The organism is Streptosporangium sp. H16 (assembly GCF_051918855.1).
GTDB lineage: Bacteria > Actinomycetota > Actinomycetes > Streptosporangiales > Streptosporangiaceae > Streptosporangium.
The window spans coordinates 582780-600317 of the sequence record NZ_JBPXMD010000002.1 but is presented as its reverse complement, the minus strand read 5'-3'; the positions used below and the strand labels follow the sequence as shown (position 1 = coordinate 600317).

Here is a 17538-nt window from a genome sequence, read left to right as displayed (position 1 = left end):
GACCGACGGAACAACGGAAGGCGAAGACCGTGAGCGAGACCACGAGCGTTGACGAGCTGACCACCCGCGACATCACCGACGCGCCCGTCGCCACCGAGACGCCCGCCGATACCGGCGCGCCCGCCGCCGGCGTGCCCGCTGTCACCGGTGAGCGCGCCGACCTGCTGGCGATGCTGGCCAAGCACCGGCACTTCCTGCGCTTCACCACCCGTGACCTCACCGACGAGCAGGCCGGGCTGCGGACCACCGCCAGCGAGCTGTGCCTGGGCGGGCTGATCAAGCACGTCACGGCGGTCGAGCGGAGCTGGGTGGACTTCATCCTTGAAGGCCCGTCGGCGATGGGCGACTTCGCCGCCATGACCGAGGCCGACTGGGCCCGCAGGGCCGACGAGTTCCGGCTGCTGCCCGGCGAGACACTGGCCGGTGTGCTGGCCGACTACGCCGAGGTGGCTCGCCGGACCGACGAGCTGGTCGTCACCCTGCCCGGGCTGGACGCCGCCCAGCCGCTGCCGGAGGCCCCGTGGTTCGAGCCCGGCGCGTGGTGGTCGGCCCGCAGGGTGCTGATGCACATCATCGCCGAAACCGCCCAGCACGCCGGCCACGCCGACATCATCCGCGAATCCCTTGACGGCGCCAGAAGCATGGGCTGACACCTCGGATCGAACGTCTTGGGAAGGCGGGGGCGAGCCGGCTGAACCACCTGGGGGAAAAGTGCGTTTATGGGGCATGAGACTACGAATGACCCTGCTTGTCGCACTGTTGTCGCTGGCCGCGGCCTGTGGAGGAGCGGAAGCGGATATGTCGGCGACCCCGGCCGATGACGGGCCGGCGAAGCCGGTCGCCCTGTGGGGGGCCGAAGGCGGGTTCGTGACCGCGACCACGAACGTGCTGCGTCCGCCGAGGGTGGTGCTGTACGGCGACGGGCTGGTGATCGTTGACGCGCGCAGGCAGGTGAAGATCACCGAGGCCGAGGTGGGCGAGACGGTCGCGTCGATGGAGAGGTACCTGACCGGGCAGTCGCCGACCGCGACGCCCAGGCCGGACGCGCCGATGGTGACGGACCTGCCCGCCACCGTTCTGGGGGTACGGGGGAAGGACGGCAAGATGCTGGAGGTGCGGGCCCCGGCCCTGGAGCAGCTGTCGGCCTTCTACCCGAAGGAGCTCCTGGACGCGAAGAAGCTGATGGACGGCCTGGCGACCCGGGCCGCCGCCTCAGGCACCGACTACGTCGCCACCCGCGTACGGATGGTCGCCGAGGGGGCCGCGTCGGCGGAGGGCACGCCGGCGCCGTGGCCCGCGGGGGTCCCGGAGCCTTCGGGCACGGTGGACCCGGTCTGGCGCAAGGACGTCGAGGGGGCGACGGTGGGCGCGATCACCAAGGCGGTGCCCGCCGGGCCGGAGCACGACCGGTCACTCTTCAAGACCGGTTCGGGATCGCTCTTCGTGCTCTCCTGGCGGTACCTGCTGCCTGACGAGTAGTGAGGGCCGATGACGGGGGCTCACGGCCACACGGCCACACGGCCACATCGTCACGTCGTCCGTGACGGGCGGGCCCCGGTCCGCCCGTCACCCCCGCCCGGCAGGAACCGCCCTCCGGCAGGGACCGCACCGGCGAGACGCCCGAGGCGCGGCCGGGGGACCACGGGCCGCCGGGGCCGTGCCGAGGTCAGCGGGCCCCGGCGGCGAGCACCTCCTGGGGGAACAGGTCGTCGAACACCGCGGTCCGGTCGAAGGCCATCGCGCGGGTGCGGGCGCGGAGTTCCAGGTCCCGCCGCTCGGCGTCGGGCATGTCCAGGACCACCCGGTCCACGGCCGCGGCCAGGCCGCCGATGTCCCTGGGCTCGACGATGACGGCGGTGTCGCCGACCGCCTCCAGGGTCCCGCCCGTCATGGTGGTGACGATCGGTCCACCGCCGGCGAGCATCTTCTCGGCCAGGGCGATGCCGAACGTCTCCACGAAGTCGGGCTCGGGCCTGGTCGGCAGCACGTAGGCCGCGCAGCCGCGCATGAGCATCGGCTTCTCGTGGTCGTCGACATCGGTGAGGATCACCACCCGGTCGTCCTCCTTGGCCATCGCCCGCACCTCCTCCAGCGCGGGCCCGGTGCCGGCGACGACCAGTTTCACGCGTGACCGGCAGCGCATCCGGCCGAAGGCGGTCAGCAGGTCGTCGATGCCCTTGGCCGGGGTGATCCGGGACAGGAACAGGATGTACCCGTCACGCTCCAGCCCGCGTTCCGCGAGGGCGGCGTCCACGTGCGCCGGGTCCAGGTCGAGAAAGGCGGCGGAGTCGATCGGCGGGTAGCTGACGGTCACGCGGCGCCGGCACTGCTCGGCGAACGTGGTGCCGCAGTGGGCGTCCACCTGCTCGGCCGAGGAGACGATCTCCTCCCGGGTGTACTCGGAGACCGCGACGACCTCGTCGTTGGCCAGGAACGTGGTGAACAGCACGGTCGCCGCGCCGAACCGGCCTTCCCGCAGGCACGACCGGATCACGTTGGTCACGTCGGAGCCGACCGCCTTCGCGACGGTGTGCACGTCGGGTGCGAACCCGGCCGCGCGCGCGGCCGCGACCGCGTCCACGACCACCGAGGCGTGCGGGACGGTGTACATGGACAGGCAGGTCGTGGGCACCGGTTCGGCGAGCAGCTCCACGAGGCGGCCGGTGAGGCCTGCCTGGTGGCGCCCGTCCGGCACCCGGTAGTCCCCGACCGCCTCCGGACGCTCCACGGTGATCCCGGCGCTGTACGGCAGCAGCCGGTCGAGCGGCTTGAGGGGCAGCCCGGCCGCCCGCAGCGTCGGAATCGTCCAGGTCAACAGCCGTACGTCGTCGAAACCACGGGTCAGCGCCACCTCGGCGAGGTTGCGGGCCTCGCCGGAGTGGCCGCAGATGACCGGGTCTGCTCTGACAACGATGACGAGACGGCGGCGAGGGTTGGTCATCGTGCTTCCTTCGGTTCGGCGGGAGGATCGGAAAGGGACGGCGGGCGGGCCTCCCGCCCCCACCCCGACGGCTCCGGACCCAGCCGCAGGTGCAGCACGCCGCCCCGGTGTACGGTGGCGGCGCTCAGGTGCGTCGCGTGCAGAGGCTTGCCGTCGAGGGTCGCCGACTGGACGTACTGCGCCGGCAGGTCGCGATCGACGCCGTCGACACCGATCGGCGTCTCGCGGTGCCCGCTGGTCTCGACGACGAACTCGCCGCCACCGGTCCGGAGCACGGACCTGGCGAACGCGGGCGCGTTGACCAGGAACAGGTTCTGACCGGCGATCGGGAACAGCCCCAGCGAGGCCCAGACGTACCAGGAGCTCAGGCCGCCGGAGTCGTCGTTGCCGGGCAGCCCGCCGGGCCCGGTGCCGAACTGCCAGGTCAGCGCCGCGTGGACCACCCGGGCCGTACGGTCGGGCCGCCCCGCGTAGTGGTAGGCCCAGGGCGCTTCCATGTCGGGCTCGTTGTTCAACCCCTCGAACCGGTTCAGGGCGTATCCGGCCGCCATCTCCGCGGCCTGGGGGCGCAGGCCGGGCTGCGTCACCGGTGCGGCACCGAAGCCGAAGAACCTGTCCAGCATGCCGACGAAGGCCCGGTCGCCGCCGGCCAGGGCGATCCGCGCGGCCATGTCGTGCAGCAGCCGGAACGAGTAGTTCCACTTGCCGCCCTCGTAGAACTCCGAGTCGCGCAGCAGTCCCGTGCCCGGGTCGAAGGCGTTGGACCACTGGCGGCCCCGGTCCTCGAGGTCGTCGGCCAGGCGCCGGTCGTTCATCGCCCGGGCGACCTGTGCCGTGCAGTGGTAGCCGTAGGCGAGGTCGAGGGTGTGGGTGATCGGGTGCACCACCCCGTGCTCGAAGAAGTCCTCGCCGTACAGGCGGCGAAGGTCGTCGACCATGTGCACGAGCGCCCAGTTCCAGTCCAGGCCCGCCCGGCCGAGAGCGTGGGCGTCCGCCAGTGCGGTGTGCGCGAGCGCGCTGGCCTGGCGGTAGAACCGGTCGGCGCCGCGGGCCATCCGGTAGCCGACGGGGAAGTTGCCCTCCTCCTCGCAGACCCGGATCAGCGACTCCAGCAGGTCCGCGGCCCGGTCGGGGACGATGGCCGCGAGCAGCGGCAACTGCGTCTTGTAGATGTCCCACATGGTGCACACGTCGAACGCGAACGGTCCGGGGGTCGGCCAGAACGGGCTCTCGTCGTCGGCGAAGCACGGCTTGATCAGCGAGTGGTAGAGCGCCGTCGCGAACACGGTGCGCCGGGCCGGCGTGCCACCCTCGACCTGGACGCGGCCGAGGTGGTCGCCCCAGCGCACCCGGGTCCGGGAGCGTACCGCGTCGAACGCCGGCCGCGCGTGCCCGCACTCGCTCTCCAGGTTCTGCCGCGCCTGGTCGCATCCGCGCAGCGAGAACCCGAGCCGCACCTCGATCGTCTGCCCCGCCTCGGTCGGGCCCATGAAGAGCATGCCGAAAGGGCGCAGCGTGGTGTGCCGGATGCTGTCGAAGTCCAGGCGGGTACCGCCGTCGATGAGCCGGCGGTCGTACCAGAGCATCTGCCGCCAGCCCGGGCTGTCGACGTCCAGGTACACCGACAGCGGGACGCCCTCCATCACCACCGTGCCCTGGGCCCGGCCGTGGCCCATGCTCTCCACCTGCGCCCGCAACGGCACGGTGCGGCCGTGCTCGATGGCCAGGCCGCCGCAGGACAGGTCGATCACCACGCGGGCGCTGCCGTGCTCGGGAAACGTGTATCGGTGAACGGCGACCTTGGTGCCCACGGTGAGCTCGCAGCGGACCCCGGTGTCCAGGGTGGCCGCGTAGTAGCCCGCCTCCGCCACCTCGTCGCGCAGCGGCCAGGCCTCCCCCAGCGCGTCCAGCGGCTGCACCATCGGGGTGACCCGGACGTAGTTGTAGTACTTGCGGATCGCACCGGTGCCGGACTGCTGGAAATGGCTGAACCCGGACGCCTGCAGCCGCCCGAACATCTCCTCGGGTACGCCCTCGGTGTTCTTCGTGTACCTTCCGTAGCCGGTCGGGTACGCGCCGGAGTAGGCGCAGGCCGACACCATGCCCAGCGGCGACGTGGCTCCCGGGTGGGTGTTGCCCACCTGGGGTTTCGGACGCCACCAAGTGGCGGCCAGACCGTGTGCCCGAGGCAGGTCGGTGGCCGCTACGCCGATGAAGGGGTCAACGTTGTCGAGGATGGCGGAAATCTACCCAGCGTGATGTCCTCTTAGGTTTCGGCGAGGTGAAATCCTGTGTCCTGAGGTGCGAAAAGCCCCGACGGGATGATCCATACCGGCTTCGATCTCTCGCCGCCGTCGTACGAGGAGGGTGTTCCGGCGCCCGCTTCGCGGGAACGAGGACGGGTTCGCGGTGTGGCCCCCGCGCCGGACGCGCAGACGGCGCCCTTTACCGCTGGTGAGGAGGCCGTGGGTAGCCTCGCGGGTATGGGAGACGGGACGCCGGCAGAGGTTGATCTGGTCCGCGAGGCGCAGGCCGGTGACGTCGGCTCTCTCGGGCTGCTGCTGGCCCGGTACCAGGCGGACATGCGCGCGGTGGCGCTGGGCGTCCTGGGCCGTGTCCCCGAGGCCGAGGACGCTGTCCAGGAGGCCGTCCTGGTCGCGTTGCGCCGAATCGGGGATGTCCGGGATCCGCGTGCGGTGGCGCCCTGGCTACGGGCGATCGTCCGCAATGTCTGCCGGATGCACCTTCGGAGCAGGAAGGCGGTGCCGGTCGACGATCTCGAGTCGCTGGTGTTGCCGCGTGGCGAGCCCGATCCCGGGGAGCTCCTGGACCGGTACGCCACGCGGGACTGGGTCTGGAGCGCGATAGAGGGGCTGTCCCCGAACCTGCGGCTGGTGACGATGCTGCGCTACTTCACCGACGTGACGGCCTACGAGCACATCGCGGAACTGTGCGCGGTGCCGGTCGGCACGGTGCGCAGCCGGCTCAACCAGGCGCGCGCCAAACTGTCCGAGGCCCTGCTGGCGACCGCGAGCCTGGCGCACGACGACGTGGCGGTGCTGACCGAGGCGCGCCGCCGGGACGCCGAGGAGACGCTGCGGGCCGCGGGCCGCGGCTCGTTCGCCGAGGCCGTGGCGGCGCACTGGTCCCCGGAGGTGGAGATCACCTGGCCCCGGGGCCGGCGTACGAAGGGCTTCGACTACCTCGTACGGGCGATGAACCGCGATCTTGACCACGGCGTGCGCCATCGCCTGGCCAACGTCGTGGCCGGCCGTGAGGTGGTCATCTGGGAGACCGACCTGATAAATCCGCCCGACGACCCCTTCCACTGCCCGCCGGCGGCCGTGTGGGTGCAGTTCCTGGAGGAGGGCCGGGTACGGCGGTTCCGGCTGTTCCATCTCCCGCGCGACGCCGGCGTCCCGGGCGCGTCGCGCTGATCCGCCAGGGCGGGGCACGGCGGCGCGCGGCCGTTTTCCTCGGCCTCACCTGATTTCAGCTGATCTCGCCGACGGATCGAACTTCCGGGGTGGCCGATGCATCTTGCAGGCGTGAGGCCCCGGGACGCGAGACGCGGCCATGGGGGATATCGAGGGATCGGATGCATCCGATGCATCCGATGCATCCGAGGGGAAACAGCATGTCGCAGGATCGGTTGACCGCTCTCGCCGAAGGCGTCGAGGCGGAGTTCATGTACCAGTACGAATCGTTCGCACCGCCGTCCGCCGCGTCCCTGCTCGGGATCACCACCACGCGGATCGGCGGTGGTGTCGCCCTGTCGATGCGACACGACGTGACGGGCTACTGGAGCAAGGCGCTCGGGTTCGGCTTCGAGGAGCCGATCACTCGCGACCTCGTCGACCGCGTGGTGGACTTCTACCGCGCGGAGGACAGCAAGGGGGCGGTCATCCAGATCGCTCCGGACGTGCTGCCGCCGGACTGGGACGACATCCGCGCCGGCCACGGCATCATTCCGGGCTCGTCCTGGGTGAAGCTGGCGTGCCCGATCGACGCCTTCCTGCCGGGCCGGACCGAGATGCGCGTCGGGCCGGTCGGCCCCGACACCGCCGCGGAGTGGGCTTCGGTCGTCCTGCGGGGGTTCGGCATGCCCGAGGAGGGACTCGCCGAGATGCTGGCGGCGAGCGTCGAGCATCCGGCCTTTCGGCCGTTCGCGGTCTGGGACGGCGACGAGATGGTCGCCGGAGCCAATCTCTTCGTCCACGGGGAGACCGGCTCCCTGAACGCCGCCTCGACGCTGCCCGGCCACCGCAACCGCGGCGCGCAGTCGGCCCTGCTGGCGGCCCGCGCCAAGGAGGCCGCGAACGCGGGCTGCCGCCGGCTCGTCGCCGAGGCCGGGTTGCCGGCGGAGGGCTCGGCAAATCCGTCGCTGAACAACATGCTCGCGGCCGGGCTGCGGACGCTGTACAACCGGCGGAACTGGATCTGGCGGCCGGACACCGGTCCGGCCGGCGGATCGTGACCCGGCCGCCGGCCCGGGACTGCGCCGCAGGTGGTACGGATCGTGACCCGGCCGCCGGCCCGGGACCGCGCCGCAGGTGGTGTCGATCGCCGCCCCGTCTCGGCGCGGGCCCAGCCGGAGGCGGCGAGGGCCCGCGCCGAGACGGGCCGGGGCCGGATCAGCCCGCGATCTCGGCGGGGAGGCCGAACGCGGGGAAGATCTCCGGCGTCAGGAACGAGACGACCTCGGCGATCCTCGTGCCCCGCGGCGCGAGCAGGTCGAGCCCGGCCGCGACGTAGACCTTCCCGTCCTCGTCCCACGCGTAGGTGCCGAACGCGAGCTGCCCGTTCGCGTACGCCGGCAGGAAGCGCCACCGGCAGGTCAGCGGCCCCTCGACGAGGAAGGCCCTGATCTCCTCGTGCCCCTCGTACCATTCCGGCAGCGGCGGCATCGCGTACCTGGCATCGTCGGTCAGCATCGCCACGATGGCCTCGACGTCTCCGGCCTCCCACGCGGCCGCGTACCGGTCCGCCAGCTTCCGGAGCCCCTCCTCGTCCGGGGAGCGCCGGCCGGTGCCGGGAAGCCGGGCACCGAGGGCACTGCGGGCGCGCTGCAGCGCGCTGTTGACCGACGCGACCGTGGTCTCCAGCAGGTCCGCGACCTCGCGCGCCGGGAATCCGAGGACCTCGCGCAGGACCAGGACGGCTCGCTGGCGAGCCGACAGGTGCTGGAGCGCGGCGACGAAGGCCAGTTCCATCCCCTCACGCGCCACGTAGCGGGCCTCGGGGCCCGGCCTCTCGTCGGGGTACGGCTCGATCCACGAGGTCTCGGCGAGCGGCGCGGCACCCGGCCTGAAATCGGTGGGCAGCTCCCGGCGACCCCGGCTTTCGATCAGCGTCAGGCACCTGTTGGTCGCGATCTTGTACAGCCACGACCGGATCGAGCCGCGGTCCTCGAACCTCTCCAGGCTCCGCCAGGCGCGCACCAGCGTCTCCTGCAGGGCGTCCTCGGCATCGTGCACCGATCCGAGCATCCGGTAACAGTGCGCGTGCAGCTCGCCGCGGAACGGATCGACCAGGCGCCCGAAGGCGTCGGGGTCGCCCTTCCTCGCGGCGTCCAGCAGCCGCGCTCCGGCCGCTCCGGCCGCGCCGGCCTTGGATCCCCACCCGGTCTCGCTCATCTCGCGGAACCCTACCGGCATCCCGCGGAACCCCACCGGCGAGCCCCGGCGGGCGGGATCGGGCACCTTCAGGCTCCCAGCGCGATCCACGAGTCCGCCGCCAGGGACGCGAAGGAGTTCAGCGGTGCCTTCGCGAACTCGCCCGCCCGGGCATGGCCCTGGGCGCGGATCGACCGCTCCCACACCAGGGTACGGGCGATCTTGCCCACCTGGCAGGCCAGCTCCAGCTCCTCGACGAGTTCCGCGTGCGGGGCGAGGTCGCGGAACACGTCGAGGTAGGCGTCCCTGGCGCGCAGGATCGCCGGGTCGTCGGGGGCGAGCCCCAGCCGGAGGCGGAGGAATCCCAGGGCGACCAGCATGCTGGCGAACGGGTGGGCCACGACGCTGTCGCCCCAGTCGTAGAACCGCACCCGGCGGGCCGGGGCCGTCCCGGTCACCAGGATGTTCCAGGGATGCAGGTCGTTGTGGTCCAGGCTCGGCGGTACGGACGCGGCGGCGAGCCGCTCACTCCACGAGACGAAGGTGGCGCGCATGGCGGTCACGCGCCGGTGGGCCTCCCTGTCGGACGTGTCGCCGTACCGCTCCACGTACTCTCCGACGGCGTGCGCCGCCTCGTCGAAGCGCCGCGGCATGACGGCGGCGCGCATGTCGGTGACGCCGAGCGGAAGCAGGTCCTCGACGTGCGGCATGAGGTCGCGCTGGAGCCTGCCGTACTCCGGGAGGACCGTCACCAGGGCGTCGGCCAGGGCGGCGCCGTCCACACGCTCCCCGAGCGGCGTCCCGCCGTCGGGCAGCAGGAGCCAGCCGCGCTCGACGTCGACGGCGATCGGGGGCGGGATCCGCTCCGGCGCGACCCGCAGCAGGAGCCGGTAGAGCGCCACCTCGAACGCGGTGTCCGGCCCGGGGGCCTTCAGCCACACCGGGCCGCGGGTGGTGGGCGCCCTGAGCACCGTCCCCCACGGCCGCAGGTGCGGCTGGGTGACCTTGCCGGTCCGCTCCGTCCCCGCCGCGGCGAGCCGCTCGTCCAGCCATGACACCGCGCCCTGCCGCCAGGCCGCCGACGACCAGAGCGCGGTTCCGTGCCCGGGGTCCGTCTGCCGGCTCTCCGCGCGTGCCATGCCTGCCTCCTGTGGGTCGACGGGTTCCGTCACCGCGTACAACCCGCGGAGGTCCGAAAAATCATCGCCCCTGGCCGGGCACGCCGGGCCGGGAGGGGACACGCGCTAGTCGAAGAACTGCCAGATGTTGAACCTTCGCACGTAGAGGGGGGTGGAGTCGCGGCCGAGCACCCGGATCCGCCTGATGCGGGTCTGCTGGTTCATCGTGACCTTCACACACGTCAGGCACGCCTCGCTGATGTGGCCCCTGCCCCGGGCGCCGTGGCCCGAAAGGCTCGCGGGGCCGTGGCCGGCGGGTGGCGCGCCCCGTGTCAGCCGGAGACCGCGCGCAGGGCGCCCGGGTGGCGGCCGGTGAGGCGGTCGAGCGCGGCGGAGGTGGCGCTGTCGGCGGGGAGATGGACGATGAGGCGCTGGTCGTCGTCGGCGGGCAGCTCGAGGGTTTCGTACGCCAGGCGCAGCTCACCCGCGTCGGGATGGACCAGCCGCGTGACGCCGCTGGACTTCGGGAGGCCGGGCAGGGTGTCCACCCGCCCGGCGAAAGCCGCCCCGGCGGTGACGGCCAGCTCGTCGGCCAGCGTGGCGATGTGCCAGTCCGCCCGGAACGGCCCCTGCTTGAGGGCGGCGACCTGCTCGTCGGCGACATGGTCCCAGTCGGGGTAGGCGGTCCGCGCCCGGCCGTCGGTGAACACGAAGCGGGCGAGGTTCGGCGGGTTGCCGTCCAGCAGGCCGATCGGTCCCGCCAGCCGTTCGTAGCCCGCCGTCCAGGCGAGGATCTCGCTCAGCCGGTTGAGCAGCAGGGCGGGGGCGGGCTCCAGCCGGTCGAGCAGTGCCCGCACGGTGGGACGGACCTCGCGGGCCGGCATCGTGGCGCCCATGCAGGTGAAGCCGCCGTCGGCCGACTTGGAGAGCCGGTGCAGGTGGACGCGTTCGCTCGTGGTCAGCCGCAGCGCGCTCGCCAGCGCGGACAGCACGGGTGTGGACGGGCGGCGGTCGCGTCCCTGTTCGAGGCGGGTCAGGTACTCGACGCTGACTCCGGCGAGGGTGGCCAGCTCGGCCCTGCGCAGGCCCGGTGTGCGGCGGCGGGGGCCGGTGGGCAGCCCCACCTCGGCGGGGGTGACGGCTTCGCGGCGGATGCGCAGGAACATGCCCAGCTCGTTGTCGCTCACGTTTCGAACGTAACAGCCGTGGCCGCCGGGGTCGTGGCCCTGCCACTACCAGTCTCGGCCCGGTCTTCCTGGTCTCCGCCCCGCCCGGCAGGTTGGGGAACGTGACCTTCACGGTCACCTCGGACCTCGAACCCCCGACAGGGAGTACAACCATGCCCAGTGAGACCCTCAACCTCGCAGTGATCATCGGCAGCGTCAGGGAGGGCAGGTTCGGCCCGGTGGTCGCGAACTGGTTCACCGAGCGGGCCGAGCGCGACGGCCGGTTCACGGTGGATCTCATCGACCTGGCGGACACGCCGCTGCCGCTCGAACTGCCGCCCCTGCCGCCGGCGCTCCAACCCGACATGGCCCGTCCGGCGGAGATGGCGGACCTCACCCGGCGGATCGGGGCGGCCGACGCGATCGTCGTGGTGACGCCGGAGTACAACCGGAGCTTCCCGGCCTCGCTGAAGGCCGCCATCGACTGGCACCACACCGAGTGGGAGGCGAAGGCGATCGGCTTCGTCGGCTACAGCGGGGGGAGCGGCGGCCTCCTGGCGGTGGAGCAGCTGCGCCAGGTCTTCGGCGAGTTGCACGCCCACACGGTCCGCGACTACGTCACCTTCCCCCGGTACTACGAGCTGTTCGGCCCCGACGGGGCCCTCAAGGACCCCGAGGGCCCCGAGCGCGCCGCGAAGGCACTGCTCGACCAGCTCCTCTGGTGGGGCTCGGTCCTGCACGACGCCCGCCGCGACCGCCCGCGCGCCGTCGCGGGGTAGGCCCCGGAACGGCGCGGCCAAGATCCGCCGGGCGGCCATGGGGGCCTGAGGCTCCATGAGCCCTGAGTGGGCGGACGAGGATCGGTGGACGGGAGATGTCGTTTCCGGGGGTTCCCGTTCGTCGTGAAGGTGGGAGCCCGGGTCCGGCCGATGGGGCGGGCCGGACCCGGGCGGTCCCGGGTATTCGACCGGGCGGGTGCCTCAGTGGAGCAGCTCGAAGAGCGTCAGCCACCGGTCGGGGTGGACGAACGCCACCACGGCGTCACGGTCCACCCGCGCCTGCGCGAACGCGGCGTCCACCCGCCGGGCCGCGTACCGCATCCGCAGCGAGGCGTGCAGCGAACCGCCCAGCCCGGTGAAACCGTGCTCGACGAACTCCCGCCAGGCCGCGTCCCGGCCGCCGGCCAGCAGCGGGACGGGGCGCGACACGATCCGCAGGATCGCCGAGTCGACGGCGGGCACCGGCCGGAAGCTTTCGCGGCCGACACGCCCGGCCAGCTCCCAGGAATGGCCGGGCCACGTCAGCACGGTCAGCTTGCTCCAGCGGCCGAAGTCGCCGGAACGCTTGCGCGCGTACTCCAGCTGGGTGAGCAGGGTCGCCGAGGTGAGCGCGGGCGCGCGCAGGCACCAGTCGACGATCCTGGAAGTGATCGAGTAGGGGATGTTCCCGGCGACCGCGAACGGCTCGCGCGGGACCCGCGCGGTCAGGAAGTCACCCCTGACCACCTCGATCCGGTCGTCGTCGCGGGTGCGGGCGGCGAGCCTGCCCGCGTACAGCGGGTCGATCTCGTACGCCACGACCCTGGCGCAGTCTCTCGCGAGGGCGAGGGTGAGAGCGCCCTCTCCCGCGCCCGGCTCCAGGAGCAGGCCGTGCGATCCGACCGCCCCCGCCATCCGCCGTACGGCGTCCGGATCGACGAGGAAGTTCTGCGAGAGGGTGCGTCTGGCCCGGTCGCGGTCACCGCGGCCACCGAGGTCACCGCCGTTCCTGACCTTTCTCTGGGTGTGTGAATGGTTTCCGTGCGCGAAGGAGTGCGCCACAGCTTTTCGCCCTTTCGGGTCCGAGGTGAGGAAAGGTCTCGGAGGCCCTGGGCGCGCATCGGGGACGCGTGGACAACGGAGGAGGGGTGACGCGTCCCTAGCGGGCCAGAGCCCGGCTGTCACGGGGACGGATCACGTAGCCGGCCAGGTGGCAGGCGAAGTACATACACATAGCGCTAGACGGTACGGCCCGTCTCGTTACCTCGCAACGGGTTTTCCATCGGCTCCCCTCGGGCGGGGTGGCCGGTGGGACCGGCTCGGGGAGAGAGCGTGCCCGGCCCCGGCCGTCGCGCCGGCCCGGGGCCGGGAAGGCCGGCCCGGGCGGGAGAGGCCGACTGGGGCCGGGGATGCAGGGGAGGCCGGGGAGGCCGGGGCGGGCCGGAGGACGCGGGGATCAGCCCCCGAACAGGCGCGACGCCGCGTCGCGGGCGACGAGGAAACCGACGATGCCCAGGGTCCAGCCGAGCGCGGAGGCCGAGTGCCTGCGCATCCAGGCGCGCAGCCGTTCCAGCTTCGGGTCGAGCCAGTTCCCGGCGACGGTCTTGACGCCGAGCAGCACGAGCGGCGGCAGGATCATCACGAGCACGTAGCCCGCGAGCAGCGGCACCCATTGGGCGGCGGGCAGGTTCGCGCCGGTCATGAAACCGATCGCGCCGAGATAGGGAAGCATCGTCGCGACCTCCAGCAGGGCGGCGGTCAGCCCCAGGAGGATCATCGCCCCCGGCCCGCCGAGGCGGGGCTCCCAGCGGCTCGGCCCCTCCTTCTCCTTCTCCTTGCGCCGCTTGGAGTCGAAACGGAAGCTGAGCAGGAACAACCCCACGCCGATCACCAGCTGGACCCAGTAGGCGGTGCGGCTGTACAGCGCCTCCTCGAAGGCGGTGAGGGCCGCGGCCAGCCCGAGCATCAGCGCGACGCCGACGCCGAAGTAGAAGGTGGCGACCGTGGCGAGGTAGACCAGCAGGCGGCCGGCCGGTGACCGGTCCGAGGCGAGCAGCAGGTAGGCGGGAACGCCGAGGGTCCCGAAGCTCGTGCTGTCGACGAGCGCCAGCGCTCCCAGGGTCAGTACCAGTTCGATGGTCAACTTCGCTCTCCGTCGGTGACGCCGGGGGCGCGACGGCCCCGCGTGCCCCGCGTATCCGCGGGCGCCTTCGGCCATGACCATGGGAGCGGGTACGGGGGGTGATCGGTCGGGTTCCGGTTCTCCTCACCTCCGATCATGCGACGCCGGAACCCGGGTGACCTCCTGCGTGACACCGAGGCCGCGGTACATCTTTCGGACTACGGCCGGGAGGGCGCGCCGGGCAGGCCCCGCGAGATGCGGTCGCGCAGCCAGTGGTAGGAGGCCTTCGGGGTGCGCGTCCCGGTGGGGAAGTCGACGTGCACGAGCCCGAAGCGCTGGCTGAAGCCCTCGGCCCACTCGAAGTTGTCCAGCAGGGACCAGACGTAGTAACCGCGCACGTCCACCCCCTCGGCCCGCGCCCGCTCGACGGCCCCGATGTGGCCGTCGAGGAAGGTGATCCTGTCCTGGTCGTCGACCGTGCCGCCGGGGCCGGGCTCGTCGGGCTGGGAGCAGCCGTTCTCGGTGACGTAGACCGGCGGGAGGGCGTCACCGTACCGGGCCCTGAGGCCGGAGAGCAGCTCGCGCAGGCCGTCGGGGACGACGGGCCAGCCGAAGGCGGTGGTGGGGTAGCCGGTGACGCCCGCGTCCTCGAAGGGGAGGCCCTCGCCGGTGGGCGCGGCGATCCGGGTGGGGTTGTAGTAGTTGACGCCGAGGCCGTCAAGGGGGGTGCCGATCAGGTCGAGGTCGCCGTCGCGGACGCAGTCGAGGCTCACCCCGTACGCGGACAGGTCGGGGTAGGCGCCGAGGAGCACGGGGTCGTTGAACAGGCGGTTGTGCAGGACGTCGTAGGCGTCGGCGGCGGCCAGGTCGGCGGGGTCGGAGGAGGCGGGCCGGACCGGGGTGCAGTTGTTGGTGATCAGGACCTTCTCCGCGCCGCGCGCCCTGAGCTCCCGTACGGCCAGGCCGTGCCCGAGCAGCTGGTGGTGGGCGGCCGGGAGCGCGTCCAGGACCAGGGTCCTGCCGGGGGCGTGGGTGCCCAGGGCGTAGCCGAAGACCATGTGGATGAAGGGCTCGTTCAGGGTGATCCACAGGGGGATCCGGTCGGCGAGCCTGTCGGCCACGGCCGCGGCGTACTCGGCGAAACGGTACGCGGTGTCGCGGTTCAGCCAGCCGCCCTCGTCCTCCAGGGGCTGGGGCAGGTCCCAGTGGAAGAGCGTGGCGGCGGGGACGATGTCCTTCTCGCGGAGCGCGTCGGTCAGCCGGTCGTAGAAGTCGAGGCCCGCCCGGTTGATCGCGCCCTTCCCCTCGGGCTGGACGCGCGGCCAGGCGATGGAGAAGCGGTAGGAGTTCACCCCGAGGCCGGACATCAGCGCGACGTCCTCCGGCCAGCGGTGGTAGTGGTCGCAGGCCACGTCGCCGGTGTCGCCGCCGCGGACGCGGCCGGGCTCGCGGGTGAAGGTGTCCCAGATCGAGATGCCCCGCCCGTCTTCGGCGACGGCGCCTTCGATCTGGTAGGACGCGGTCGCCGTACCCCAGAGGAACATCCCGGCCTCCAATTAGCGTGAGTCTGGCTCATGTTAATCCCCCGGGCTTGTCGTAGGGGATGATGGGGAGATGACGAACGTCTCCGGGGGAACGCTTCGCCGCCGGCCCGCTCAGCGGCGCAGCCTGGAACGGGTGGAGCGCATGCTGGACGAGTGCGCGCGGTTACTGGACGAGGTCGGCTACGAGGCACTGACCACCAAGGAGGTCGCGCGCCGCGCAGAGGTTCCAATCGGCACTTTCTACCAGTTCTTTCCCGACAAGCAGGGGCTCGTACGCGCGCTGGCACTACGCAATCTGGAGGCGTTCCTCGGCAGGGTCACGGCCAGGCTCTCCGAGGTGCAGCTGTCCGAGTGGACGGAGATGGTCGATCTCGCGATCGACGAGTTCGTCGCGATGAAACGGTCCACCGCGGGGTTCGCGGTCGTCGACTTCGGGGGAGTGCTCGCCTCGCCCGGCGGTCCCATCCTCATGGGGACCCGCCGCATGCTCGACGCCGCCCTGGAGAACAACGCCATCGTGGCCGACCGGCTCCGCACGATCACCGTCGAGCTGCTCGGCGCCCCGCTCGGCCCCGAGCTGGACCGGGTGCTCTTCGTCGCGGTCGAGGCCGCCGACGCGGTGCTCAAACTCGCCTTCCGCTCTCTGCCCGACGGCGACCCCGAGCTGATCGCCGAGTGCAAGCACCTGGTCCGCCGCTACCTGTCGGCGCACCTGCCGCAGGAGTGACGGCGCCGGCCCCCGGCCCCGCCGCCGGTGCTCACCGTCGGCGGGGCCGGCCGGGGGCACCTGCCGTCGTCGGCGGACGCGGCAGGTGGACGCCGTCAGCGGGCGGCGTCCAGGCGGGCGCGGTGCTCGCCGTCGAGCTTGAGGTCCAGCGCGCCCAGCGCCTCCTCCAGCTGCGCCATGGAGCTCACACCGACGATCGGGACCGTCGTCACGTCACCGCTGATCAGCCAGGCCAGCACCACCTGGTTGACGGTCGCGCCCAGCTCGCCCGCGATCTCCCGCAGCACGGCCAGCCCGCGCTCGGTGCCCGGGTGATCGTAGATGTCCTGGATCGGCCGGTCCTCGCGCGTGTAGGCGCCGAACATCAGCGTGTTGTACGCCCACAGGGTCAGGCCGGACTCCGAGCGCAGGTAGTCGAGCATGTCGTCCTGCGCCAGGACGTGACCCGCCTCCTGTAGCCGTACCCCGGGCCGGGGCCGCAGGTAGGTGTGGCGGAGCTGGACGTTGGCGTAGAGCGGCCAGCCGTTCGCCCGGGAGGTGGCGCGGGCGCGCTCCAGGCGCCAGGCCGGGACGTTGCTCGCGCCGATCTCGCGGACCTTGCCCGCCTGGGCCAGCTCGGCGAAGGCGCCCAGGGTCTCCTCCAGGGGAACGGAGCGGTCCTCGATGTGCGCCCAGTACACGTCGACGTGGTCGGTGCCCAGCCGTCGCAGGCTGCCCTCGGCGGCGGCGGCGATCGCCGTGGCCGACAGGCCCTCGGCGGAGTCCAGCGTCCGGTCACCGGGGACGGTCGGGCGCGCGCCGCACTTGGTGCTCAGCACCATCCGGTCGCGGTTGTTCCGGGCGGCCAGCCAGCGGCCGATGGCCAGCTCGCTCTCGTCGCCGGTGGCGCCCTCGTTCCAGAACGGGTAGTTGTTCGCGGTGTCCAGCAGGGCGCCTCCGGCGTCGGCGAACCGGTCGAGGATCGCGAAGCCGGCCCGGTCGTCGAGGACGGTGCCGAAGGGGATGGTGCCCAGGGCGAGGGGGATGTGTGTCATGAACGCCACCCTGAATGCTGGAGTGGACTCCAGGGCAAGTGGGTCGCCGGGAAACATCGGAACTTGACCTTGAGTGGGCTCCAGATGAAATGCTGCCCGATGTGAGTGTGTACACACCAGGACAAGTGGTGGAGGAGACCGGCTTCAGCCTCGACACGCTTCGTTACTACGAGCGGATCGGGTTGCTCGAGCCGATCGGCCGCAACGCGGCCGGGCAGCGCCGGTTCACCCAGGAGGACGTCGGCTGGCTCGGCATGATCCGCTGTCTGCGCGACACCGGCATGCCGATCGCGGAGATGCTCCGCTTCGCCGAGATGACCAGGGCGGGCGACCACACGGTCCGCGACCGCATCGCGCTGCTCGAAGCCCACGACCGGCGGGTGCAGGAGCAGGTCGAGAACCTGCGCGAGAAGCAGGTGGCGATCCGCAACAAGATCTCGTATTACCACTCGGTGGTCGACTAGAGGCCGCGCGGTTCGCGCCGGCCACAAGCCCTGGGGCTTATGGCCGTTC

16 protein-coding genes are annotated in these 17538 nt (G+C 72.2%); 7 read left to right on the top strand and 9 right to left on the bottom strand.

From position 1 onward, the window contains the following. The first annotated feature begins 29 nt into the window (after positions 1-29). Entirely contained in the window at positions 30-650 is a 621-nt protein-coding gene (locus ACTOQ2_RS05680; protein WP_440098659.1) for a DinB family protein, read from the top strand. A gap of 88 nt (positions 651-738) precedes the next feature. Beyond that, positions 739-1479 (top strand): hypothetical protein, encoded by a 741-nt coding sequence (locus tag ACTOQ2_RS05675; RefSeq protein WP_440098658.1) that lies wholly within the window; start codon positions 739-741, stop codon positions 1477-1479. Between the two features lie 187 nt (positions 1480-1666). Here ACTOQ2_RS05675 and ACTOQ2_RS05670 read toward each other — a convergent pair whose 3' ends face one another. Together ACTOQ2_RS05670 and ACTOQ2_RS05665 are read right to left on the bottom strand one after the other, a co-directional pair. Beyond that, positions 1667-2941, bottom strand: coding sequence for a glycosyltransferase (locus tag ACTOQ2_RS05670; RefSeq protein ID WP_440098657.1), 1275 nt, complete (start codon positions 2939-2941; stop codon positions 1667-1669). Next, a complete protein-coding gene (locus ACTOQ2_RS05665) occupies positions 2938-5154 on the bottom strand; it encodes a GH92 family glycosyl hydrolase (RefSeq protein WP_440098682.1) in 2217 nt (738 codons plus the stop codon). Before ACTOQ2_RS05665 ends, ACTOQ2_RS05670 begins: the two co-directional genes overlap by 4 nt. A gap of 270 nt (positions 5155-5424) precedes the next feature. On the opposite strand from ACTOQ2_RS05665, the gene ACTOQ2_RS05660 reads away from it, so the two are divergent. Both ACTOQ2_RS05660 and ACTOQ2_RS05655 read left to right on the top strand, forming a co-directional pair. Further along, the gene (locus tag ACTOQ2_RS05660) at positions 5425-6378 is read left to right on the top strand and encodes an RNA polymerase sigma factor (RefSeq protein WP_440098656.1); all 954 of its coding nucleotides are present in this window, start codon (positions 5425-5427) and stop codon (positions 6376-6378) included. A gap of 200 nt (positions 6379-6578) precedes the next feature. Further along, positions 6579-7418, top strand: coding sequence for a GNAT family N-acetyltransferase (locus ACTOQ2_RS05655; RefSeq protein ID WP_440098655.1), 840 nt, complete (start codon positions 6579-6581; stop codon positions 7416-7418). Positions 7419-7575: 157 nt separating this feature from the next. Here the strand turns inward: ACTOQ2_RS05655 and ACTOQ2_RS05650 are convergent, their stop codons facing one another. The 3 genes from ACTOQ2_RS05650 to ACTOQ2_RS05640 all read right to left on the bottom strand — a co-directional run bounded on the left by ACTOQ2_RS05650 (position 7576) and on the right by ACTOQ2_RS05640 (position 10861). After that, positions 7576-8577 (bottom strand): sigma-70 family RNA polymerase sigma factor, encoded by a 1002-nt coding sequence (locus tag ACTOQ2_RS05650; RefSeq protein ID WP_440072324.1) that lies wholly within the window; start codon positions 8575-8577, stop codon positions 7576-7578. Between the two features lie 68 nt (positions 8578-8645). Then, positions 8646-9695, bottom strand: a complete 1050-nt coding sequence (locus tag ACTOQ2_RS05645; RefSeq protein ID WP_440098654.1) for a phosphotransferase — start codon at positions 9693-9695, stop codon at positions 8646-8648. A gap of 311 nt (positions 9696-10006) precedes the next feature. After that, complete coding sequence (locus ACTOQ2_RS05640) at positions 10007-10861, bottom strand: helix-turn-helix domain-containing protein (RefSeq protein WP_440098653.1); 855 nt, start codon at positions 10859-10861, stop codon at positions 10007-10009. A 152-nt stretch (positions 10862-11013) separates the two neighbouring features. On the opposite strand from ACTOQ2_RS05640, the gene ACTOQ2_RS05635 reads away from it, so the two are divergent. Continuing rightward, positions 11014-11619, top strand: coding sequence for an NADPH-dependent FMN reductase (locus tag ACTOQ2_RS05635; RefSeq protein ID WP_440098652.1), 606 nt, complete (start codon positions 11014-11016; stop codon positions 11617-11619). Positions 11620-11820: 201 nt separating this feature from the next. Here the strand turns inward: ACTOQ2_RS05635 and erm are convergent, their stop codons facing one another. The 3 genes from erm to ACTOQ2_RS05620 form a co-directional block, all read right to left on the bottom strand. Next, positions 11821-12660: an ErmE/ErmH/ErmO/ErmR family 23S rRNA (adenine(2058)-N(6))-methyltransferase gene (gene erm, locus ACTOQ2_RS05630; protein WP_440098651.1), complete on the bottom strand. Its 840-nt coding sequence runs from the start codon at positions 12658-12660 to the stop codon at positions 11821-11823. Positions 12661-13054: 394 nt separating this feature from the next. Further along, complete coding sequence (locus tag ACTOQ2_RS05625; protein ID WP_440098650.1) at positions 13055-13741, bottom strand: GAP family protein; 687 nt, start codon at positions 13739-13741, stop codon at positions 13055-13057. A gap of 197 nt (positions 13742-13938) precedes the next feature. Then, entirely contained in the window at positions 13939-15264 is a 1326-nt protein-coding gene (locus ACTOQ2_RS05620; RefSeq protein WP_440098649.1) for a GH1 family beta-glucosidase, read from the bottom strand. A gap of 70 nt (positions 15265-15334) precedes the next feature. Between ACTOQ2_RS05620 and ACTOQ2_RS05615 the strand changes: the two genes are divergently transcribed. Continuing rightward, complete coding sequence (locus ACTOQ2_RS05615; protein WP_440098648.1) at positions 15335-15991, top strand: TetR family transcriptional regulator; 657 nt, start codon at positions 15335-15337, stop codon at positions 15989-15991. A 95-nt stretch (positions 15992-16086) separates the two neighbouring features. Here ACTOQ2_RS05615 and ACTOQ2_RS05610 read toward each other — a convergent pair whose 3' ends face one another. Further along, positions 16087-17025, bottom strand: a complete 939-nt coding sequence (locus ACTOQ2_RS05610) for an aldo/keto reductase (protein WP_440098646.1) — start codon at positions 17023-17025, stop codon at positions 16087-16089. A gap of 101 nt (positions 17026-17126) precedes the next feature. On the opposite strand from ACTOQ2_RS05610, the gene ACTOQ2_RS05605 reads away from it, so the two are divergent. Next, positions 17127-17489 (top strand): MerR family transcriptional regulator, encoded by a 363-nt coding sequence (locus ACTOQ2_RS05605; protein ID WP_440072335.1) that lies wholly within the window; start codon positions 17127-17129, stop codon positions 17487-17489. Positions 17490-17538 lie beyond the last annotated feature (49 nt).